Below are 15,362 nucleotides of genomic sequence, written 5' to 3' on the forward strand. Positions count from 1 at the left end.
GCATGTAACACGAATGCTAACGAAAAGAGGAGAGACACATGGGCATTATGAGCGGTAATTCTAAAGATGATCCAATGCATTATGGTGAAGTCATCGGATGTTGGGCATACGTCGGTGCAAACAAAGGGTTAATAAGTGCATATCAAGCATTTATAAACCATGCAGGTGATGAAGACCTGAAAAAGCTGTTGCATGAAGCTGTGGATATGATGAAAAATCATGACAAGCAGCTGGTGGAAGTACTAAAGGCGAATGGCATTATGCCGCCCCCTACGCTGCCTGACCGTCCAACATGTTCGGCAGATGATATTCCGCCAGGAGCGAGATTTATGGATCCGGAAATCAGCGGAGCTGTATCCATTAACGTGGGGCAGGCACTTGTTTCGTGTAGTCAGGTGATGGGTCAATGCTTGCGCGAGGACATTGCAACGATGTTTGCAAAATTCCATACAGACAAAGTCATGTTTGGAGCTAAGCTATTAAAGATGAACAAAGAAAAGGGATGGATTATACCTCCGCCGCTACATTTGAATGGCCACCATACTAAAGAATAAGCAGTATTGTATTTAAAGATAGCGAAAGAAGGGTACGAGTTCTTTCGCTGTTTTACATAGAGGTTACCCCGTTTTTTGGCAAAGTCTCAGTAACTGAAGTACTCAGAATTCAGTGGTATACTATTTTTAAAAGAGGGGGAGAACCTATGGAAAAGTTAATATCAGCAGAGCAATTTGATACATTTAAAAAAGGAGAACGGACCGTATTTTTGTTTTCAGCAGATTGGTGTCCGGATTGCCGTGTAATCGACCCGTTACTTCCGGGAATTGAAGCAGATTATCCTGAATATGAGTTTGTCTATGTCGATCGTGACCAGTTCATCGACATTTGTGCAGAGCATGATATCTTCGGTATTCCAAGTTTTATTGTTTATAGTGAAGGGAAGGAAGTTGGCCGTCTCGTCAGTAAGGACCGGAAAACTAGAGAAGAAATCACAGCATTTCTTGATCATCCTGAAGCTTAACGCATACAAAAAATCGGCAGCTGTTTTTGCTTAGGTGACTTTCAAAGACAGCTGCTAATTTGCATTTTCTATTAATAAAAACTTCAATTCCCTCCAGAAATCCTTCTCCTGCCGTTAGCTGGCTAATTATTTATTTCTCCTTTTGTAAACTCTTTCCACTCAATCGAGTCTTTAAGATCACAAGCACAGTTTAAAATTTGTATAGGGAATTTTCAGAATGAAAGAACTTCTTTGCGTTCTGTCAGTCAACAACCACAATGTACTTGTAATTTGTTAGAATAGTACAGTTGACACGAACGGAGGGACAAGATGACGTTTAAAGAATTTAAGAAATCAGCAATTTTTGACTATCTCCAAATTATTGTAGGGTCAGCGTTTGTCGGACTCGCATTTACTATTTTCTTATTACCTTCCCGAATTGCCGCTGGCGGGGTTTCTGGGATTAGTACAATTGTTTATGAACTTTACGGATTTAACCCTGCATATGTGCAGTGGGCGATCAATTTACCCCTGCTGATTCTGGGACTTGTACTGGTCGGAAAAGACTTCAGCTGGCGTACAATTGTCGGTACGTTTTTTGTGCCTTTTTTCATATTCCTTACAACGGACATTAATGTACCCATTCATAATCCATTGTTAAGCTCCATATATGGCGGGATTATGTTAGGTATAGGGCTCGGTATTGTTTACCGAGGCAACGGATCTACAGGCGGAACAGCTTTAATCGCACAAATACTTAAGAAATATACCAATTTTTCAAGTGGATTCGCACAACTGATCGTAGATGGCTTTGTCGTGATTGTATCCGCATTTGTTTTCGATTTGGAGCTAGCACTCTATGCCATGATGGCGATTTACGTAACGAGTAAGGTCATTGACTTTGTGCAGTTGCAAACATCGCCTACAAAACTTATTTTAATCATTACGGAAGAAGAACAGAAAGTGCAATCGCTAATCAGCAATGAACTCAATCGCGGGCTAACGAAAGTCAAATCGTTAGGCGGCTATTCCAACCAAGAGAAAACGATGATTCTGTGCGTTGTTGAACAGTCTGAAGCAATTTACTTTAAAAAAATCGTACAAGAGCAAGAGCCGACTTCTTTTGTAATTTTCCTGAATGCTTCTGAAATTTTAGGACGGGGATTCTCTCGAGCGCAATTTGACGATTAACCGGCTATTAAAGTCTGTAAAATGGTATTGAGGGAATTTACCGTTATTAGACTATACAAACAACTTAGAAATGGTATACTGTTCTGTAACTGAATATGCTTATCAAGAGAAACTGAGGGAATTGGCCCGATGACGTTTCAGCAACCCCTGAACTTTTCAGGAAGGTGCTACTTCCACGAGACTTTGTCTTGAGAGATAAGAAAAATGGATCACAACTTCCACTTTTTCTTCTCAGAGAAAGTGGAAGTTTTTTATTGAGCTGAATAGGAGTGGAAAGCTATGCCGATTACAATCCCTAAACAATTGCCTGCAGGAGAATTATTGAAACAAGAAAAAATATTTGTGATGGATGAAGAGCGTGCAACAACTCAAGATATACGTCCGCTCCGAATTCTCGTTGTGAATTTAATGCCTCAAAAAGAAAAAACCGAGCTGCAACTTTTACGGCTTCTTGGGAATACCCCTGTACAAGTAGATGTCACGTTTTTACATACAGAAACGTACGTATCAAAGAATGTTAGCCAAAACCATTTGGATTCCTTCTATAAAACATTCCGTGAAGTGAAAAATGAAAAGTTTGATGGGATGATCGTAACAGGAGCACCGATTGAACAAATGGAATTTGAAGATGTGGAATACTGGGAAGAGATGCAAGCGATTTTGGACTGGGCTATAACAAATGTTACGTCTTCCATGCATATTTGCTGGGGTGCACAAGCTGCACTTTACCACTATTACGGGGTGGAGAAATACCAGCTGCCTTCTAAATGTTTCGGTATATTTGACCATATCGTCACAGATCCGACTGTGAACCTTGCTCGAGGATTTAATGATCTCTTTCCAGCTCCTCACTCTAGACATACAGGAGTTTCTGGTGATGCGATAGAACTACACCCCGACTTAACGATACTTGCACATTCAAATGACGTGGGTCCATTTATCGTCTTATCAAACGATGCTAAAAATATTATGATTACGGGACACCTTGAATACGATGCAGGGACATTAAAAGAGGAGTACGATCGTGATGTAGCAAAGGGACTTGAAATTGACATCCCAGTCAATTATTTTCCGAATGACGACCCATCCAATGATCCATTGAATAAATGGCGTTCTCATACGCATTTACTTTTTTCTAACTGGCTGAATTACTATGTTTATCAACAAACTCCTTTTGAGTGGAAATAAATTAGTTAAGCACATAGCGTTGATCCAACTGTAGACCTTGAAGTTTATAGTGGATTAGGATATAATGAATGACAGTCAGTCATATGCGGAGGGATGTTATGAATAAGAAAGACAGGATTGTTGAGTCAGCGATTCAAGTCTTTACTGAAAAAGGCGTGGACAAAACCACAATATCGGATATCGTGAAATCTGCTGGTATCGCACAAGGAACATTTTACTTGTATTTCCCATCCAAACTTTCTCTCATGCCTGCAATTGCTGAGGAGATGGTCCAACTTACGTTAAAAACTGTTATTGAGACCGTTCAAAAAGAATCCTCTTTTCAAGAACGACTGGAGCAGTTTGTCGATGCCATCTTTGCAATTAACAAAGAACATCATGAAATTCAAGCGATGATCTATTCCGGTCTAGCATCCACTGAACACTTGAAAGAATGGGAAAGTGTGTATGCTCCTATGTATGAATGGGTGAGTGAACAAATTGCGATAGGACAAGATCGAAAAGATGTGCGCAATGACAGTCATCCCGATCAGCTAGCGAAGTTAGTTATTGCTTTGACCGAATCAGCTGCAGAACAGATTTACCTATATGATGATGACACAGATCAGGTAATCCGAGCTGAGCAGCAGAAGAAGGAGACGATATTATTTTTAACATATGCCTTAGGCTTAACTAGCACGATATAATAGCGTTTTGTCATTTGCTGCTGTCTTTTTTGAAAAATGGTTAGACGGCAGCAAGAGTTATTGTATTTTTATCTATTAAAATGAATGACAGTCAGTCATACAAAAGAGGAGTATTTTCATGAGAAAAGCGTGGCTTTATGTCGCAGCAACTAGTTTCTTTGAACTTGTTTGGATATTTGGTTTTAATGTTGCATCTGTTTGGTGGCATTGGATTCCAATTATATTATTTATATTTGTAGATTTTCACTTCTTATCTAAAGCCTGTGCGGAGTTGCCAACGGGCACTGTGTATGCAATATTTGCGGCGATTGGTACAATCGGAACGGCTTTAATGGATGTGTTTTTCTTCAGTCAATCGTTAAGCGGCGGAAAGGTTTTCTTTATATCTGTTTTGATAATTGGTGTAATTGGATTGAAGTTAGCAGATGGACAAGATGAAAAAGCTGCAGTAAAGGGGAATGGGTAATATGGGTTGGTTATTTGTAGCATTAGCGGCAGGATGTGAAGTTACAGGTGTAGTTGGCTTAAACAAATACAGTCAGAAGAAAACCATTCCAACTGGTTTGTTATATTTTTCCGGATTCGGGTTGTCGTTCGTATTCCTATATGCGTCGTTCCATTACTTACAAGTTAGTACCGCGTATGCAGTATGGATTGGGATTGGAACAGCAGGTGCTGTGGTATTGAATATGATCTTTTTCGGTGAGTCTAAAAGCCTCGCCCGTCTGGGAAGCCTTGCCCTTATTATCATAGGCGTTGTTGGACTAAAAGCACTTTCATAAATGGGGTTTGATATTTTAATGGATGTTGCGCATAATGAATGGATAAGGAGAAGTGACTATGCGAAACAACTCAAAACAACAATCAGCTCAAGCAATGCAATATACCGTAAAAGAAGAACAAACGTTATTGCCTTTTCTATTACTTTCCGTTAAGAAAAGCAGGAATGCCGTGAAAGGGATTCTGTCCCGTGGCCAAGTGTCTGTAAACGGAGAACTGACAACACAGCACGACAAGTCGTTGAATGTTGGAGATTCTGTTGAAATTACCACTAACGAAGCCACCAAAAAAGAACAGGAACTCACAGGTTTGTCGATTATGTATGAAGACGATTCCATTATTGTTATTGATAAGGAAGCGGGCTTGTTATCCATGGCTGCTAAAGATAAAAAGGAAACGACTGCATTCAGTGAGCTTTCCACTTACGTAAGAAAAGCAAATCGCAATCATCGTGTATTTATTGTCCATCGATTGGACCGTGAAACGTCAGGAGTCATGGTGTTTGCTAAAACTGAAGACGTTAAAAAGATGCTTCAAGATAACTGGGAGCAAGCTGTTCAGCACCGGGGGTATATCGCGTTAGTAGAAGGAAAAGTGCGTCAAGAAACGGGCGAAATCATTTCTTGGCTGAAAGAAACTAGAACGTTCAAAGTCTATTCCAATCCAACCGATAATGGAGGACAAAAAGCAATCACGCGTTATAAGCGTCTTCAAGCGAATGCACAGTTCTCATTACTTGAATTGAAATTGGAAACAGGGCGGAAAAACCAAATCCGTGTCCATATGGAAGAGATTGGACATTCCGTTGCGGGTGACAAAAAGTATGGAGCTTCAACGAATCCCCTCAAGCGTTTAGGGCTTCATGCAGTGCGCTTAACTATGATTCATCCAGTTACTAAAGAAGAGCATACATTCATATCAGATCCACCCACTGCTTTTTATAAAAAATCAAAATAACCGCAAACGCCGTAATGGCGCTTGCGGTTGTTTTTTAGTTCCATTTAAAGAGTATCAACTGAATGAGTTGATTTATAAAAGGCTATACAGTAGTAATAATCACTGCAATGGAGGTAATCCTGGTTGGCCTTGTGAAGGAGCAAACGCATTAAGCAGCTCATTCATATCTTGTGTAGCTAATTGAGGCACTTGGTAATAATGATGTTTGTTTTGATAAATGGAAAGCTCATATGCCATCTCGATACAGTTGGGCACTGAATCTGCAAGCACACGTCGGACCACTGGATTACACACTTCGCACGCTCCCATTGTTTTCATGGAAGCACCTGCTTTTGCAGAGCCTAACAAGAAGCCGGAAATGATTTCATCAGTAATTTGGGAAGCATCCGTGATTGGCTTTTTCGGCTGACCGGGTTTCATGCCATAGATGAAATCATTGCCTTCTTTCATTTTGTAGCTTTGTGTAGGGTGAGATGGATCTTTACCGGATTTGAAGCACTCGACTGTAATGTTGTATTCATCCAAGGTAAAACGATATTGCCGATCGAGTATATCCAAGAGCTCGGGATCTTTGACGTGCGGTCGAAGTAAAATCGCCTGATTGAGAGCACCAATTGTACTCGATAATATTTCATGAACATCAAAAAGTTCATGGCCGCCATGGTTCATGGATGGTGGAACAGTGCCTGTCTGCATGTTTTGATGGGTTGTTTCATTGTGATTTGTTGTCATTGTTTTCCTCCTAGATAGTGGTGTTTTCGTTCAAGGGTAGTATGTGACAGTGACCTATTTCTATCCGGTAATGTGATTTCCATGTATAGCTTACTGTGGGCATTCATACAATGGACTACGAACTTGTATGGAAAGGTGTGCATCAAAATGCAAATACACGTTGTCCGGAAAGGTCAAAGCTTATATTCAATAGGTAAGCAATATGGGATTGGGTGGAAGGAAATAGCGGATGCGAATGAGTTAGGGGATTCGGGTGACTTAGCTGTCGGTCAAGCTTTGGTCGTACCAATAGTTGGAAGTTATTATTGGATAGAACCTGGAGATACTTTATATGAGATAGCCCGTCGAGAAAATATGACGATAACAGAGCTTGCGAATATAAACAAAATTCCTATTTCGGCACCTTTGAAAGTTGGCGAAAGATTATACATTCCACCTGGACCAAAGACACTTAAACAGTCCTTGCTGTATGTTGAACCGCGGACTCCTGTAACTCAAGTAATGATTGATGAAACTGAAAAGAGAGCGGATGCATTAACGTATTTGGCTATGTTCAGTTACGAAGTGAGAAGGGACGGCACATTGAAGGAACCGTCCATCGCCAATTTAACAACTATTGCAGCAAATGCAGGAGCTCTAAATGCCATGGTGATCAGTAACTTGGAAGACTTTGCATTTAGTGCAGGGCTTGCTCATGATATTTTTGTAAGCAGAGGTGTACAGGATTTATTGTTTACAGAAATTCTGAGGGTTGCACAGCAAGTCGGATATAAGGATATCCATTTCGATTTTGAATTATTATTCCCTGAGGACCGGGCCTTATACAATGCCTTTTTGAAGAGGGCACGAGATCGATTCCATCCTGCGGGGCTGACACTTTCTACAGCTCTTGCTCCCAAGGTGAGTGACGTAAAGACAGGTATTTACGGAGCACACGACTATAAGGCACACGGGGAAATTGTCGATTTTGTCTCGTTGATGACCTATGAGTGGGGGTACACCTACAGTGAACCTCAAGCAGTAAGCCCATTGCCGCAAGTAGAGCAAGTGGTGAAATATGCGGTGCAAGAAATACCTAGGAATAAAATATTTTTAGGACAAAATTTATATGGATACGATTGGCAAAAACCGTATCCAACTCAAGGCGGTTTACCAGCAAGGGCGCTTAGTCCAAAACAAGCTACGGAACTTGCCATTCGAGAGAAAGAAGCTATTTCTTATGACGTTATTGCCCAAGCGCCTTATTTTACGTATATCAGCCAAGATGGCATTCAACATGAAGTTTGGTTTGAAGATGCACGCAGCATTCAAGCAAAATTTGACCTGCTGAAAAAGTATGATCTGCGAGGCATTATGTATTGGAAATTGGGTCTGGCATTCCCTCAAAATTGGCTTCTTCTCGAAGATAATTTTAAAATCGAAAAGTTGTAACATGTTAAGTTTATACACAGTGAAAACAGGGGGAAACAGCCCTCTGTTTTTATTTGCAGATTAAAATATATTTTCAAAAATATTCATACTAGCGTATACTGATGTAATACAACAATTTCGATTCGGGATTAGGGGGAAGTGTATGACGAAGTTAAATGTAAAGCATGTAGATGTCCAACAGCGTTCAAATGACTATGTCCACCAAGTGTATGAACAAGTAAAAAGAAGAAATCCAAACGAAGTTGAATTCTTGCAAGCAACACGTGAAATATTCGATTCACTCCGTCCGGTTTTTGCGCAGCATCCAGAATACATTTCGAGCGGTATTCTAGAACGTCTTACAGAGCCCGAGCGCATTGTTACATTTCGTGTGGCTTGGGAAGACGATGCTGGAAGAGTACACGTGAACCGTGGCTATCGTGTCCAGTTCAACAGCGAGCTTGGACCATATAAGGGCGGACTCCGTTTTCATCCATCTGTAAACAGCAGCATTATGAAGTTTTTAGCGTTTGAACAAATCTTTAAAAACGCATTAACCGGTCAACCCATTGGGGCAGGTAAAGGCGGAGCTGATTTTGACCCTAAAGGAAAATCAGATCGCGAAATTATGCGTTTTTGTCAGAGTTTCATGACTGAACTAAGCCGTCATATTGGTCCGGACATCGATGTGCCTGCGGGTGATATTGGCGTTGGCAAACGTGAAATCGGTTATTTGTTTGGACAATACAAACGGTTAAAAGGCGGATATGAAGCAGGTGTGTTAACTGGTAAGGATCCAAGCCATGGAGGAAGTTTAGGGCGAAAAGAAGCGACAGGATATGGAACTGTCTATTTTACAGAAGAAATGCTTAAAGAATATGACATGTCCCTAGAACAAAAAACAGTCATCGTTTCAGGTTCGGGTAATGTATCCATATATGCAATGGAAAAAGCACAGCAACTAGGCGCAAACGTAATTGCGTGCAGCGATTCATCCGGATATATTGTTGACAAAAACGGGATCGATATAGAATGTGTTAAGCAGTTGAAGGAAGTTGAAAATAGACGGATTAAAGACTATTTGAAAACACACCCTGACTCACAATACTTTGATGACTGCTCGGGGGTCTGGTCTGTACCGTGTGATATTGCATTACCTTGTGCAACACAAAACGAGCTGAATGAAGAAGATGCGAAACTTCTCATTAGCAATGGCGTGCTTGCTGTCGGTGAAGGTGCTAATATGCCATGTACAAATGAAGCATTAACACTTTTTCAGGATCATGGAATTTTGTTTGCTCCAGCTAAAGCTGCAAACGCTGGAGGGGTAGCTGTTTCAGCAATGGAAATGGCTCAAAATAGTATGCGGTTGCGATGGACTTCTGAGGAAGTCGACGCGCGGTTACATGTTGTGATGCGATCTATTTATGAAAGTTGTATCGATGCTGCAGAACGGTTTGGCAAACCAGGGAATTTAATAATGGGAGCTAATGTAGCAGGGTTCTTAAAAGTTGCAGATGCTATGGCAGCACATGGCCTTAGTTAACTCGGAAAGAAAAAATGTTGTTACGCTGCGACGTTCTCGCATAAAAAGATGTCTCAAAATGTCATTCAAGTGACCTTTTGAGACATCTTTTTTTGTGGATTTAGCAGTGGATTTCAAAACTTAGCGCGCCGATTATTCTGTCTATTAAAAGAATCTGAGTTTTCTCTTGCAATTATTTTCGAGCATGTTATTATAAATATACTTTATGATGTATAAAGATGCATTCGGATGAGAGAGAGGTTTTTATAATGACAAACAAAAAAGTAGTATTAGCATATTCAGGCGGACTTGATACATCGGTCGCAATTCAGTGGTTAACAGATCAGGGGTACGCGGTGGTTGCTTGTTGTTTAGACGTGGGTGAAGGTAAAGATCTAGAATTCATTCAGCAAAAAGCGCTAAAAGTCGGTGCTGTAGAAAGCTATGTAATCGATGCGAAAGCGGAATTTGCACAAGAGTATGCATTGCTCGCTCTTCAGGCACGTACAATGTATGAAGAAAAGTATCCATTGATTTCCGCATTGTCCCGTCCGCTTATCGCGAAGAAGTTAGTTGAAGTGGCTCACAAAGAACAAGCTGTAGCAGTAGCGCATGGCTGTACAGGAAAAGGAAACGACCAAGTGCGTTTTGAAGTGGGGATTAAAGCGCTCGATCCGACTTTAGAAGTCATTGCACCAGTCCGTGAATGGAGCTGGTCACGTGAAGAAGAAATTGCCTATGCCAAGGAAAAAAACATTCCGATTCCAATCGTGCTGGATAGTCCGTATTCGATCGACCAGAACTTGTGGGGCCGCAGTAATGAATGTGGTATCTTAGAAGATCCATGGGCAGCACCTCCGGAAGATGCATACGGACTTACCGCTTCTATAGAGGAAGCACCGGATTATTCAGATGTTGTTGAAATTAAGTTCGAACAAGGTGTTCCCGTGAGCTTGGACGGCAAAGCATATGAGTTGCAGGATCTCATCCTTCAATTGAATGAGCTGGCAGGAAAACATGGAGTTGGACGTATTGACCACGTAGAGAACCGTCTCGTTGGCATTAAGTCGCGGGAAGTGTATGAATGTCCCGGTGCCATGACACTTATCAAAGCCCACAAAGAACTTGAGGACATTACGCTTGTGAAAGAGACAGCGCATTTTAAACCGCTTGTTTCACAGAAGTTAAGCGAACTGATCTATAACGGTTTGTGGTTCTCACCTTTACGTACTGCGCTTGAAGCGTTCGTAAAGGATACCCAGCAAGTCGTGAATGGTACTGTGCGTGTGAAACTATTTAAAGGTCATGCAATCGTGGAAGGGCGTAAGTCAGATAACTCACTGTACGATGAAAAACTAGCGACGTATACATCGGATGATGAGTTCGACCAAGCAGCTGCAGTCGGCTTCATCAAGCTATGGGGGCTGCCGACTGAGGTAAATGCCGCAGTTAACAAACAACTTGTGAAACAAAAAGCATAATAGGCAATTTAAAAGCCCTTCCGTTTGGAAGGGCTTTTTGCAGTTAACGAAGTAAAGTTTCGATTAAGTGAAACTCGGGCTCTTCAACTTCGTATGTTGCAACAAACTTAAATCCGATTGAAGAAGCAAGCTGTAAACTTTCACGGATTTGAAAACCAACATCGGACGGACGGTGCGCGTCGGAACCAATTGTTAAAATTTCACCGCCGCAATCCTTATACAGTTGAAGAATATCGGGACTCGGCATTGCAGTTGGCATTCCGTATCGTACACCCGATGTATTGATTTCGATTCCTTTACCTTTCGGGATAACCTCATTAAAAATCTGAGATAGACACTCGTGAAAATTAGTTGACGCTGCATTTTTTGAATAGCGCTTGATGAGGTCTACGTGCCCTAAAACGCTATATGCATCAAAGTTCTTTATACAGCGAAGTAATTCCTGATAGTATGCATCAAACGATTCGTCAATGGTTCGATTCTCAAAAACAGTACCGGCGTGTAACCCTTGTTTTTCAACGGTGTGAAGAGAACAAATAACAAAGTCGAATGCTTCTTCTTGTATGAACGTTGTGTACCGATCTAACAAATGAGGCTGCAGTCCAATCTCAACACCACGCTTTAACTTAATATCTGAAGCATAGCGATCTTGAATTTTCGCGATCTCTTCACGATAGTCTTGCTGGTCAAATTCAAAAATAAAATTTTCATCAGGATAGTCATAATCTACATGATCTGTAAAACATAGTTCTGTAATCTCTCTTTTGATAGCTGCACGAACCATTTCTTCCGGAGGTATTTTACAATCCGCCGAGAAAGCAGTATGCATATGATAGTCGAACATTGTGGGACATCTCCTTTTCGGTTGACATTTCTTAATGTTCTATTTATAGTACTAGATAACTTCATCGTAGTAAAGTGATAAAGTGTAAAGGGGTGCTGGTTTGACTAATTTATTTCAATCTGCAGAACAAGATCAGGAAATACGAACAGTTTTTAGAGATTGTTTTTCAACGAAGGGATATCGGGAAGTGAATTTGCCTGCACTTGAGTCCTATGAAACCTATACATCACTGCAATCTATACAGAGCAGAAAAAGATTGTTGAAATTGATTGACCATACAGGAGACATTTTAGTTTTACGGCCGGATGTGACAATCCCTCTAATGCGTGAACTTGCGAGTACGTATGAAACACTAGAGGATGAGATTCGATGCTGGTATGTACAGTCTGTGTATCGGAAGACGGATGATTTAACGATACCAACTGAGAGGAGACAAGCCGGAATAGAGTTGTTCAGTGAACAAAGTGTTGAAAATGATGCAGAAGTCATTGCGCTTTCATGCCGTGCCCTTATAGAACTAGGAGTGAAAGAATTTAAAATTGAACTTGGGCATGCCGGTATTCTTCAAGAAATGAATCGCATTTTAAACTTATCAGAAAGTGATCAGTTCCGAGTGAAGTCTTTAATACAAATGAAGAACTTTAGTGAGTTCACTGAGTTTCTTCAAAACTATCAACCAGATGAAGAGATGAATCAAAAGCTACGGCAAATAATTTTTACTTATGGAGAAGCAGATACAGTTTTGAAAAGAGTACTTGCAAATCCTGTGAACGAGAAATTCACTGCCATTATTCAGCATATCCAGGATGTGTACGAACGGGTTGTATCTTATGGCTATGGAAGTCATGTCACAATCGATTTAGGGATGGTCAATGACATGGACTATTATTCGGGTATTCAATTCCAAGGTTTCAGTCAAGCAATCGGAAAGCCTGTTCTCATGGGCGGGCGATACGATGACGTGAGCAAAAACTTCGGTGCTCATCTGCCGGCAGTGGGATTCGCTTGTGATGTAGAAGCGATTTTCACAGCGAAGAATAGTAATGATAAAACAAGTTAATGGAAAGGAGTGAGTCTCATGGAGCCTATGAAACTAGCGGTCGCAAAGGGAAGGATTGCCGAAAAAGCAAGAGCGCTTTTGTCGGAAGGCGGTATCGCTTTTCCGGATACGCTGTATGATGAACGAAAATTGGTAATTACGAGTATCGATGGTTCTTTCCAATTGTTATTTGTTAAAGCTGCAGATGTCCCGACCTATGTGGAGAAAGGGGCTGCAGATATTGGAATCGTCGGAAAAGATACCATAATGGAAGATGGTAAAGACGTCTATGAGCTGCAAGATCTAGGATTCGGAAAATGCCAGCTCGTTGTTGCGGGGTTTCCTGGCAGTTTTCCGGATGATGCGAAGTATTTAACAGTTGCAACCAAGTATCCAGCAATTACAAAAGAGTATTTTGATAAAGCAGGAATTCGAACTGATATAAGCCGCTTGAACGGTTCAATTGAACTTGCGCCAATTGTGGGCCTTTCTGAAGTCATCGTCGATATTGTTGAAACGGGTTCCACACTTCGCGATAACGGACTCGTCGTATTGAAAGAAATTGCAAAAGTCAGTACACGCGTGATTGCAAACAAAGCAAGCTATGCAACACGAACGGAAGAAGTTCAAACGTGTATTGAACTATTGAAGAAAGGAGTGAAGGAGCGCCGTGAAGATTCTTACCAAACGTGAACTAATCGAACAAAGAATTGCTCGAAGGAGTACAGTATCGACAGTTGAACCTACAGTGAAGGCGATTATAGAACGAGTTAAATCGAACAAAGATGCTGAGCTGATAGCAATGACGAAAAAGTTTGACGGCGTGGAACTGCAGGAACTTCGTGTATCTGAACAAGAGATATCAGATGCTTATGGAAAAGTTTCTTCTTCTCTGCTTCAAGCTTTACGAGATGCTCTTGAGCGTATACAACGTTTTCACTTTCGCCAGAAAGAAGAGAGCTGGAAGTTTGAACCAGAATCCGGAGTTCTTTTAGGGCAACAAATCCGGCCGCTAGCATCTGCAGGAATTTACATACCTGGCGGAAAAGCATCGTATCCATCCACCGTATTGATGAATGCAATCCCAGCAAAACTAGCGGGAGTAGAACGAATTGTATTAACAACACCACCTGAAACAGGTGGAAGTGTTAATGCCGCTGTACTTGTTGCGGCAAATCTTTGCGGGGTAGACGAAATTTACAAAGTTGGCGGAGCTCAAGCAATCGCAGCACTAGCCTATGGAACGGAGTCCATTCAAGCTGTGCACAAAATAACTGGGCCTGGTAATGCTTATGTAGCATGTGCCAAGAAACTGGTCTTTGGAGATGTCTCAATTGATATGATTGCTGGCCCAAGTGAAGTTTGTATATGGGCAGATGAGCAATCGAATCTAGCCTTTGTCGCAGCAGACTTACTTGCACAAGCGGAACACGATGAAGATGCAACTGCCTGTTGTATCGTTCCTACAGTTGACTATGCCGAAGCGTTGTCTAAAGAAGTGTTTACACAACTTGAAAAAATGGATAGAAAAGATATTGCCCGGAAGTCGATTACCGGAAATGGCTGGATAGCGGTCGTTGAATCAGATGATGAAGCAATTGGAATTATTAATGAGCTAGCGCCCGAGCATTTGGAAATTATGACATCCGAACCTGAAAAAAGGCTGCAAGATATTCATCATGCAGGAGCCATTTTCATTGGAGCCTATTCACCAGAAGCGCTTGGGGATTATATGGCAGGGCCTAATCACACGTTACCTACAAGTGGGACAGCCAAGTTTTCATCCCCGCTGGGTGTTTACGATTTCATGAAAAAAACGAGCATTATCCGATATAACGAACAAGCACTTGAACGGGTAGGAGAGGCAATTATAGAACTTGCACAATCAGAGCAGCTAACGGGTCACGCTCAAGCCATTCAAGTAAGAAGAAAGGGGTATACAAATGAGGGTCTCGACAATTACACGAAAAACAGCGGAGACTGATATTTCACTTCAGTTGACTTTGGATGGTTCTGGAAAAAGTGAAATTGAAACAGGAGTCGGCTTTTTTGACCATATGCTGGTTCTTATGACGATGCATGGCAATCTCGATTTGCAGGCATCATGCAACGGGGACTTGGAAACCGATCAGCATCACAGTGTAGAAGACGTGGGGATTGCACTTGGTACTGCATTTAAAGAGTGTCTTGGAAACAAGGAAAGTATTGAACGGTATGCATCTGTTACCGTCCCGATGGATGAAGCACTGTCTGCTGTATCATTGGATATTAGCGGAAGATCCTTTCTTGTTTACAATGTCGATGGACTGAAGGATAAGATTGGTGTATTCGATACGGAACTCGCAGAAGAGTTCTTTCTGGCATTTACTAGACATGCAGGTGTGACTCTGCATATCAATTTACACTATGGAAGAAATAGTCATCATATATTGGAATCTATCTTTAAAGGGTTTGGGCGCGCTATTCGAATCGCTGTAGCGAAGAACAATCGTCAAGGTATTCCATCGACTAAAGGAACATTGTAATCATTCA

General features: G+C 41.3%; 17 protein-coding genes and 1 riboswitch. Of the genes, 15 read left to right on the forward strand and 2 right to left on the reverse strand.

The annotated features are described in order from the left end of the window. Window positions 1-38: 38 nt before the first annotated feature. From QT716_RS09505 to QT716_RS09540, 8 genes are all read left to right on the forward strand, one after another. Window positions 39-554 (forward strand): DUF3231 family protein, encoded by a 516-nt coding sequence (locus tag QT716_RS09505; protein WP_317935806.1) that lies wholly within the window; start codon window positions 39-41, stop codon window positions 552-554. A 146-nt stretch (window positions 555-700) separates the two neighbouring features. Continuing rightward, a complete protein-coding gene (locus QT716_RS09510; RefSeq protein WP_317935807.1) occupies window positions 701-1,018 on the forward strand; it encodes a thioredoxin family protein in 318 nt (105 codons plus the stop codon). Between the two features lie 309 nt (window positions 1,019-1,327). Continuing rightward, window positions 1,328-2,188, forward strand: a complete 861-nt coding sequence (locus tag QT716_RS09515; RefSeq protein WP_317935808.1) for a YitT family protein — start codon at window positions 1,328-1,330, stop codon at window positions 2,186-2,188. A 96-nt stretch (window positions 2,189-2,284) separates the two neighbouring features. Continuing rightward, window positions 2,285-2,390, forward strand: a riboswitch (SAM riboswitch). Between the two features lie 77 nt (window positions 2,391-2,467). Continuing rightward, window positions 2,468-3,376 (forward strand): homoserine O-acetyltransferase MetA, encoded by a 909-nt coding sequence (metA, locus tag QT716_RS09520; protein WP_317935809.1) that lies wholly within the window; start codon window positions 2,468-2,470, stop codon window positions 3,374-3,376. A gap of 98 nt (window positions 3,377-3,474) precedes the next feature. Then, a complete protein-coding gene (locus QT716_RS09525) occupies window positions 3,475-4,062 on the forward strand; it encodes a TetR family transcriptional regulator (protein WP_317935810.1) in 588 nt (195 codons plus the stop codon). A gap of 118 nt (window positions 4,063-4,180) precedes the next feature. Continuing rightward, window positions 4,181-4,528 carry a DMT family transporter gene (locus QT716_RS09530; RefSeq protein ID WP_317935811.1) on the forward strand — a complete coding sequence of 116 codons (348 nt, stop codon included), beginning with the start codon at window positions 4,181-4,183 and terminating at the stop codon, window positions 4,526-4,528. Window position 4,529: 1 nt separating this feature from the next. Beyond that, a complete protein-coding gene (locus QT716_RS09535; protein WP_317935812.1) occupies window positions 4,530-4,844 on the forward strand; it encodes a DMT family transporter in 315 nt (104 codons plus the stop codon). 58 nt (window positions 4,845-4,902) lie between these two features. After that, entirely contained in the window at window positions 4,903-5,799 is an 897-nt protein-coding gene (locus QT716_RS09540) for an RluA family pseudouridine synthase (RefSeq protein WP_317935813.1), read from the forward strand. Window positions 5,800-5,898: 99 nt separating this feature from the next. Here QT716_RS09540 and QT716_RS09545 read toward each other — a convergent pair whose 3' ends face one another. Then, window positions 5,899-6,531 (reverse strand): spore coat protein, encoded by a 633-nt coding sequence (locus QT716_RS09545; RefSeq protein WP_317935814.1) that lies wholly within the window; start codon window positions 6,529-6,531, stop codon window positions 5,899-5,901. Between the two features lie 147 nt (window positions 6,532-6,678). Here QT716_RS09545 and QT716_RS09550 point away from each other — a divergent pair, with 147 nt between their 5' ends. The 3 genes from QT716_RS09550 to QT716_RS09560 all read left to right on the forward strand — a co-directional run bounded on the left by QT716_RS09550 (window position 6,679) and on the right by QT716_RS09560 (window position 10,947). After that, window positions 6,679-7,962 (forward strand): LysM peptidoglycan-binding domain-containing protein, encoded by a 1,284-nt coding sequence (locus QT716_RS09550; RefSeq protein ID WP_317935815.1) that lies wholly within the window; start codon window positions 6,679-6,681, stop codon window positions 7,960-7,962. 142 nt (window positions 7,963-8,104) lie between these two features. Further along, complete coding sequence (gene gdhA / locus QT716_RS09555; protein WP_317935816.1) at window positions 8,105-9,487, forward strand: NADP-specific glutamate dehydrogenase; 1,383 nt, start codon at window positions 8,105-8,107, stop codon at window positions 9,485-9,487. 245 nt (window positions 9,488-9,732) lie between these two features. Next, complete coding sequence (locus QT716_RS09560) at window positions 9,733-10,947, forward strand: argininosuccinate synthase (protein ID WP_317936018.1); 1,215 nt, start codon at window positions 9,733-9,735, stop codon at window positions 10,945-10,947. A gap of 43 nt (window positions 10,948-10,990) precedes the next feature. On the opposite strand, the gene QT716_RS09565 is transcribed toward QT716_RS09560, so the two are convergent. Continuing rightward, on the reverse strand, window positions 10,991-11,791 hold the full coding sequence (locus QT716_RS09565) for a histidinol-phosphatase HisJ family protein (protein WP_317935817.1): 801 nt from the start codon (window positions 11,789-11,791) through the stop codon (window positions 10,991-10,993). Between the two features lie 100 nt (window positions 11,792-11,891). Between QT716_RS09565 and QT716_RS09570 the strand changes: the two genes are divergently transcribed. From QT716_RS09570 to hisB, 4 genes are read left to right on the forward strand one after another with little or no spacing between them, the layout of a single operon-like run. Further along, a complete protein-coding gene (locus QT716_RS09570; protein WP_317935818.1) occupies window positions 11,892-12,851 on the forward strand; it encodes an ATP phosphoribosyltransferase regulatory subunit in 960 nt (319 codons plus the stop codon). Window positions 12,852-12,869: 18 nt separating this feature from the next. Continuing rightward, window positions 12,870-13,523: an ATP phosphoribosyltransferase gene (gene hisG, locus QT716_RS09575; protein ID WP_317935819.1), complete on the forward strand. Its 654-nt coding sequence runs from the start codon at window positions 12,870-12,872 to the stop codon at window positions 13,521-13,523. Beyond that, the gene (gene hisD / locus QT716_RS09580; protein WP_317935820.1) at window positions 13,501-14,814 is read left to right on the forward strand and encodes a histidinol dehydrogenase; all 1,314 of its coding nucleotides are present in this window, start codon (window positions 13,501-13,503) and stop codon (window positions 14,812-14,814) included. The genes hisG and hisD overlap by 23 nt, the downstream gene beginning before the upstream one ends. Then, entirely contained in the window at window positions 14,774-15,355 is a 582-nt protein-coding gene (gene hisB, locus QT716_RS09585; RefSeq protein ID WP_317935821.1) for an imidazoleglycerol-phosphate dehydratase HisB, read from the forward strand. Before hisD ends, hisB begins: the two co-directional genes overlap by 41 nt. Window positions 15,356-15,362: the final 7 nt, after the last annotated feature.

It is taken from the genome of Sporosarcina aquimarina (assembly GCF_033253705.1).
Lineage (GTDB): Bacteria > Bacillota > Bacilli > Bacillales_A > Planococcaceae > Sporosarcina > Sporosarcina aquimarina.

What these genes read in the sequence shown, in the direction of transcription:
- QT716_RS09505 (WP_317935806.1), top strand. Translation starts at nt 39, where the DNA reads ATGGGCATTATGAGCGGTAATTCTAAAGATGATCCAATGCATTATGGT.
- QT716_RS09510 (WP_317935807.1), top strand. Translation starts at nt 701, where the DNA reads ATGGAAAAGTTAATATCAGCAGAGCAATTTGATACATTTAAAAAAGGA.
- QT716_RS09515 (WP_317935808.1), top strand. Translation starts at nt 1,328, where the DNA reads ATGACGTTTAAAGAATTTAAGAAATCAGCAATTTTTGACTATCTCCAA.
- metA (WP_317935809.1), top strand. Translation starts at nt 2,468, where the DNA reads ATGCCGATTACAATCCCTAAACAATTGCCTGCAGGAGAATTATTGAAA.
- QT716_RS09525 (WP_317935810.1), top strand. Translation starts at nt 3,475, where the DNA reads ATGAATAAGAAAGACAGGATTGTTGAGTCAGCGATTCAAGTCTTTACT.
- QT716_RS09530 (WP_317935811.1), top strand. Translation starts at nt 4,181, where the DNA reads ATGAGAAAAGCGTGGCTTTATGTCGCAGCAACTAGTTTCTTTGAACTT.
- QT716_RS09535 (WP_317935812.1), top strand. Translation starts at nt 4,530, where the DNA reads ATGGGTTGGTTATTTGTAGCATTAGCGGCAGGATGTGAAGTTACAGGT.
- QT716_RS09540 (WP_317935813.1), top strand. Translation starts at nt 4,903, where the DNA reads ATGCGAAACAACTCAAAACAACAATCAGCTCAAGCAATGCAATATACC.
- QT716_RS09545 (WP_317935814.1), bottom strand. Translation starts at nt 6,531, where the DNA reads ATGACAACAAATCACAATGAAACAACCCATCAAAACATGCAGACAGGC.
- QT716_RS09550 (WP_317935815.1), top strand. Translation starts at nt 6,679, where the DNA reads ATGCAAATACACGTTGTCCGGAAAGGTCAAAGCTTATATTCAATAGGT.
- gdhA (WP_317935816.1), top strand. Translation starts at nt 8,105, where the DNA reads ATGACGAAGTTAAATGTAAAGCATGTAGATGTCCAACAGCGTTCAAAT.
- QT716_RS09565 (WP_317935817.1), bottom strand. Translation starts at nt 11,791, where the DNA reads ATGTTCGACTATCATATGCATACTGCTTTCTCGGCGGATTGTAAAATA.
- hisG (WP_317935819.1), top strand. Translation starts at nt 12,870, where the DNA reads ATGGAGCCTATGAAACTAGCGGTCGCAAAGGGAAGGATTGCCGAAAAA.
- hisB (WP_317935821.1), top strand. Translation starts at nt 14,774, where the DNA reads ATGAGGGTCTCGACAATTACACGAAAAACAGCGGAGACTGATATTTCA.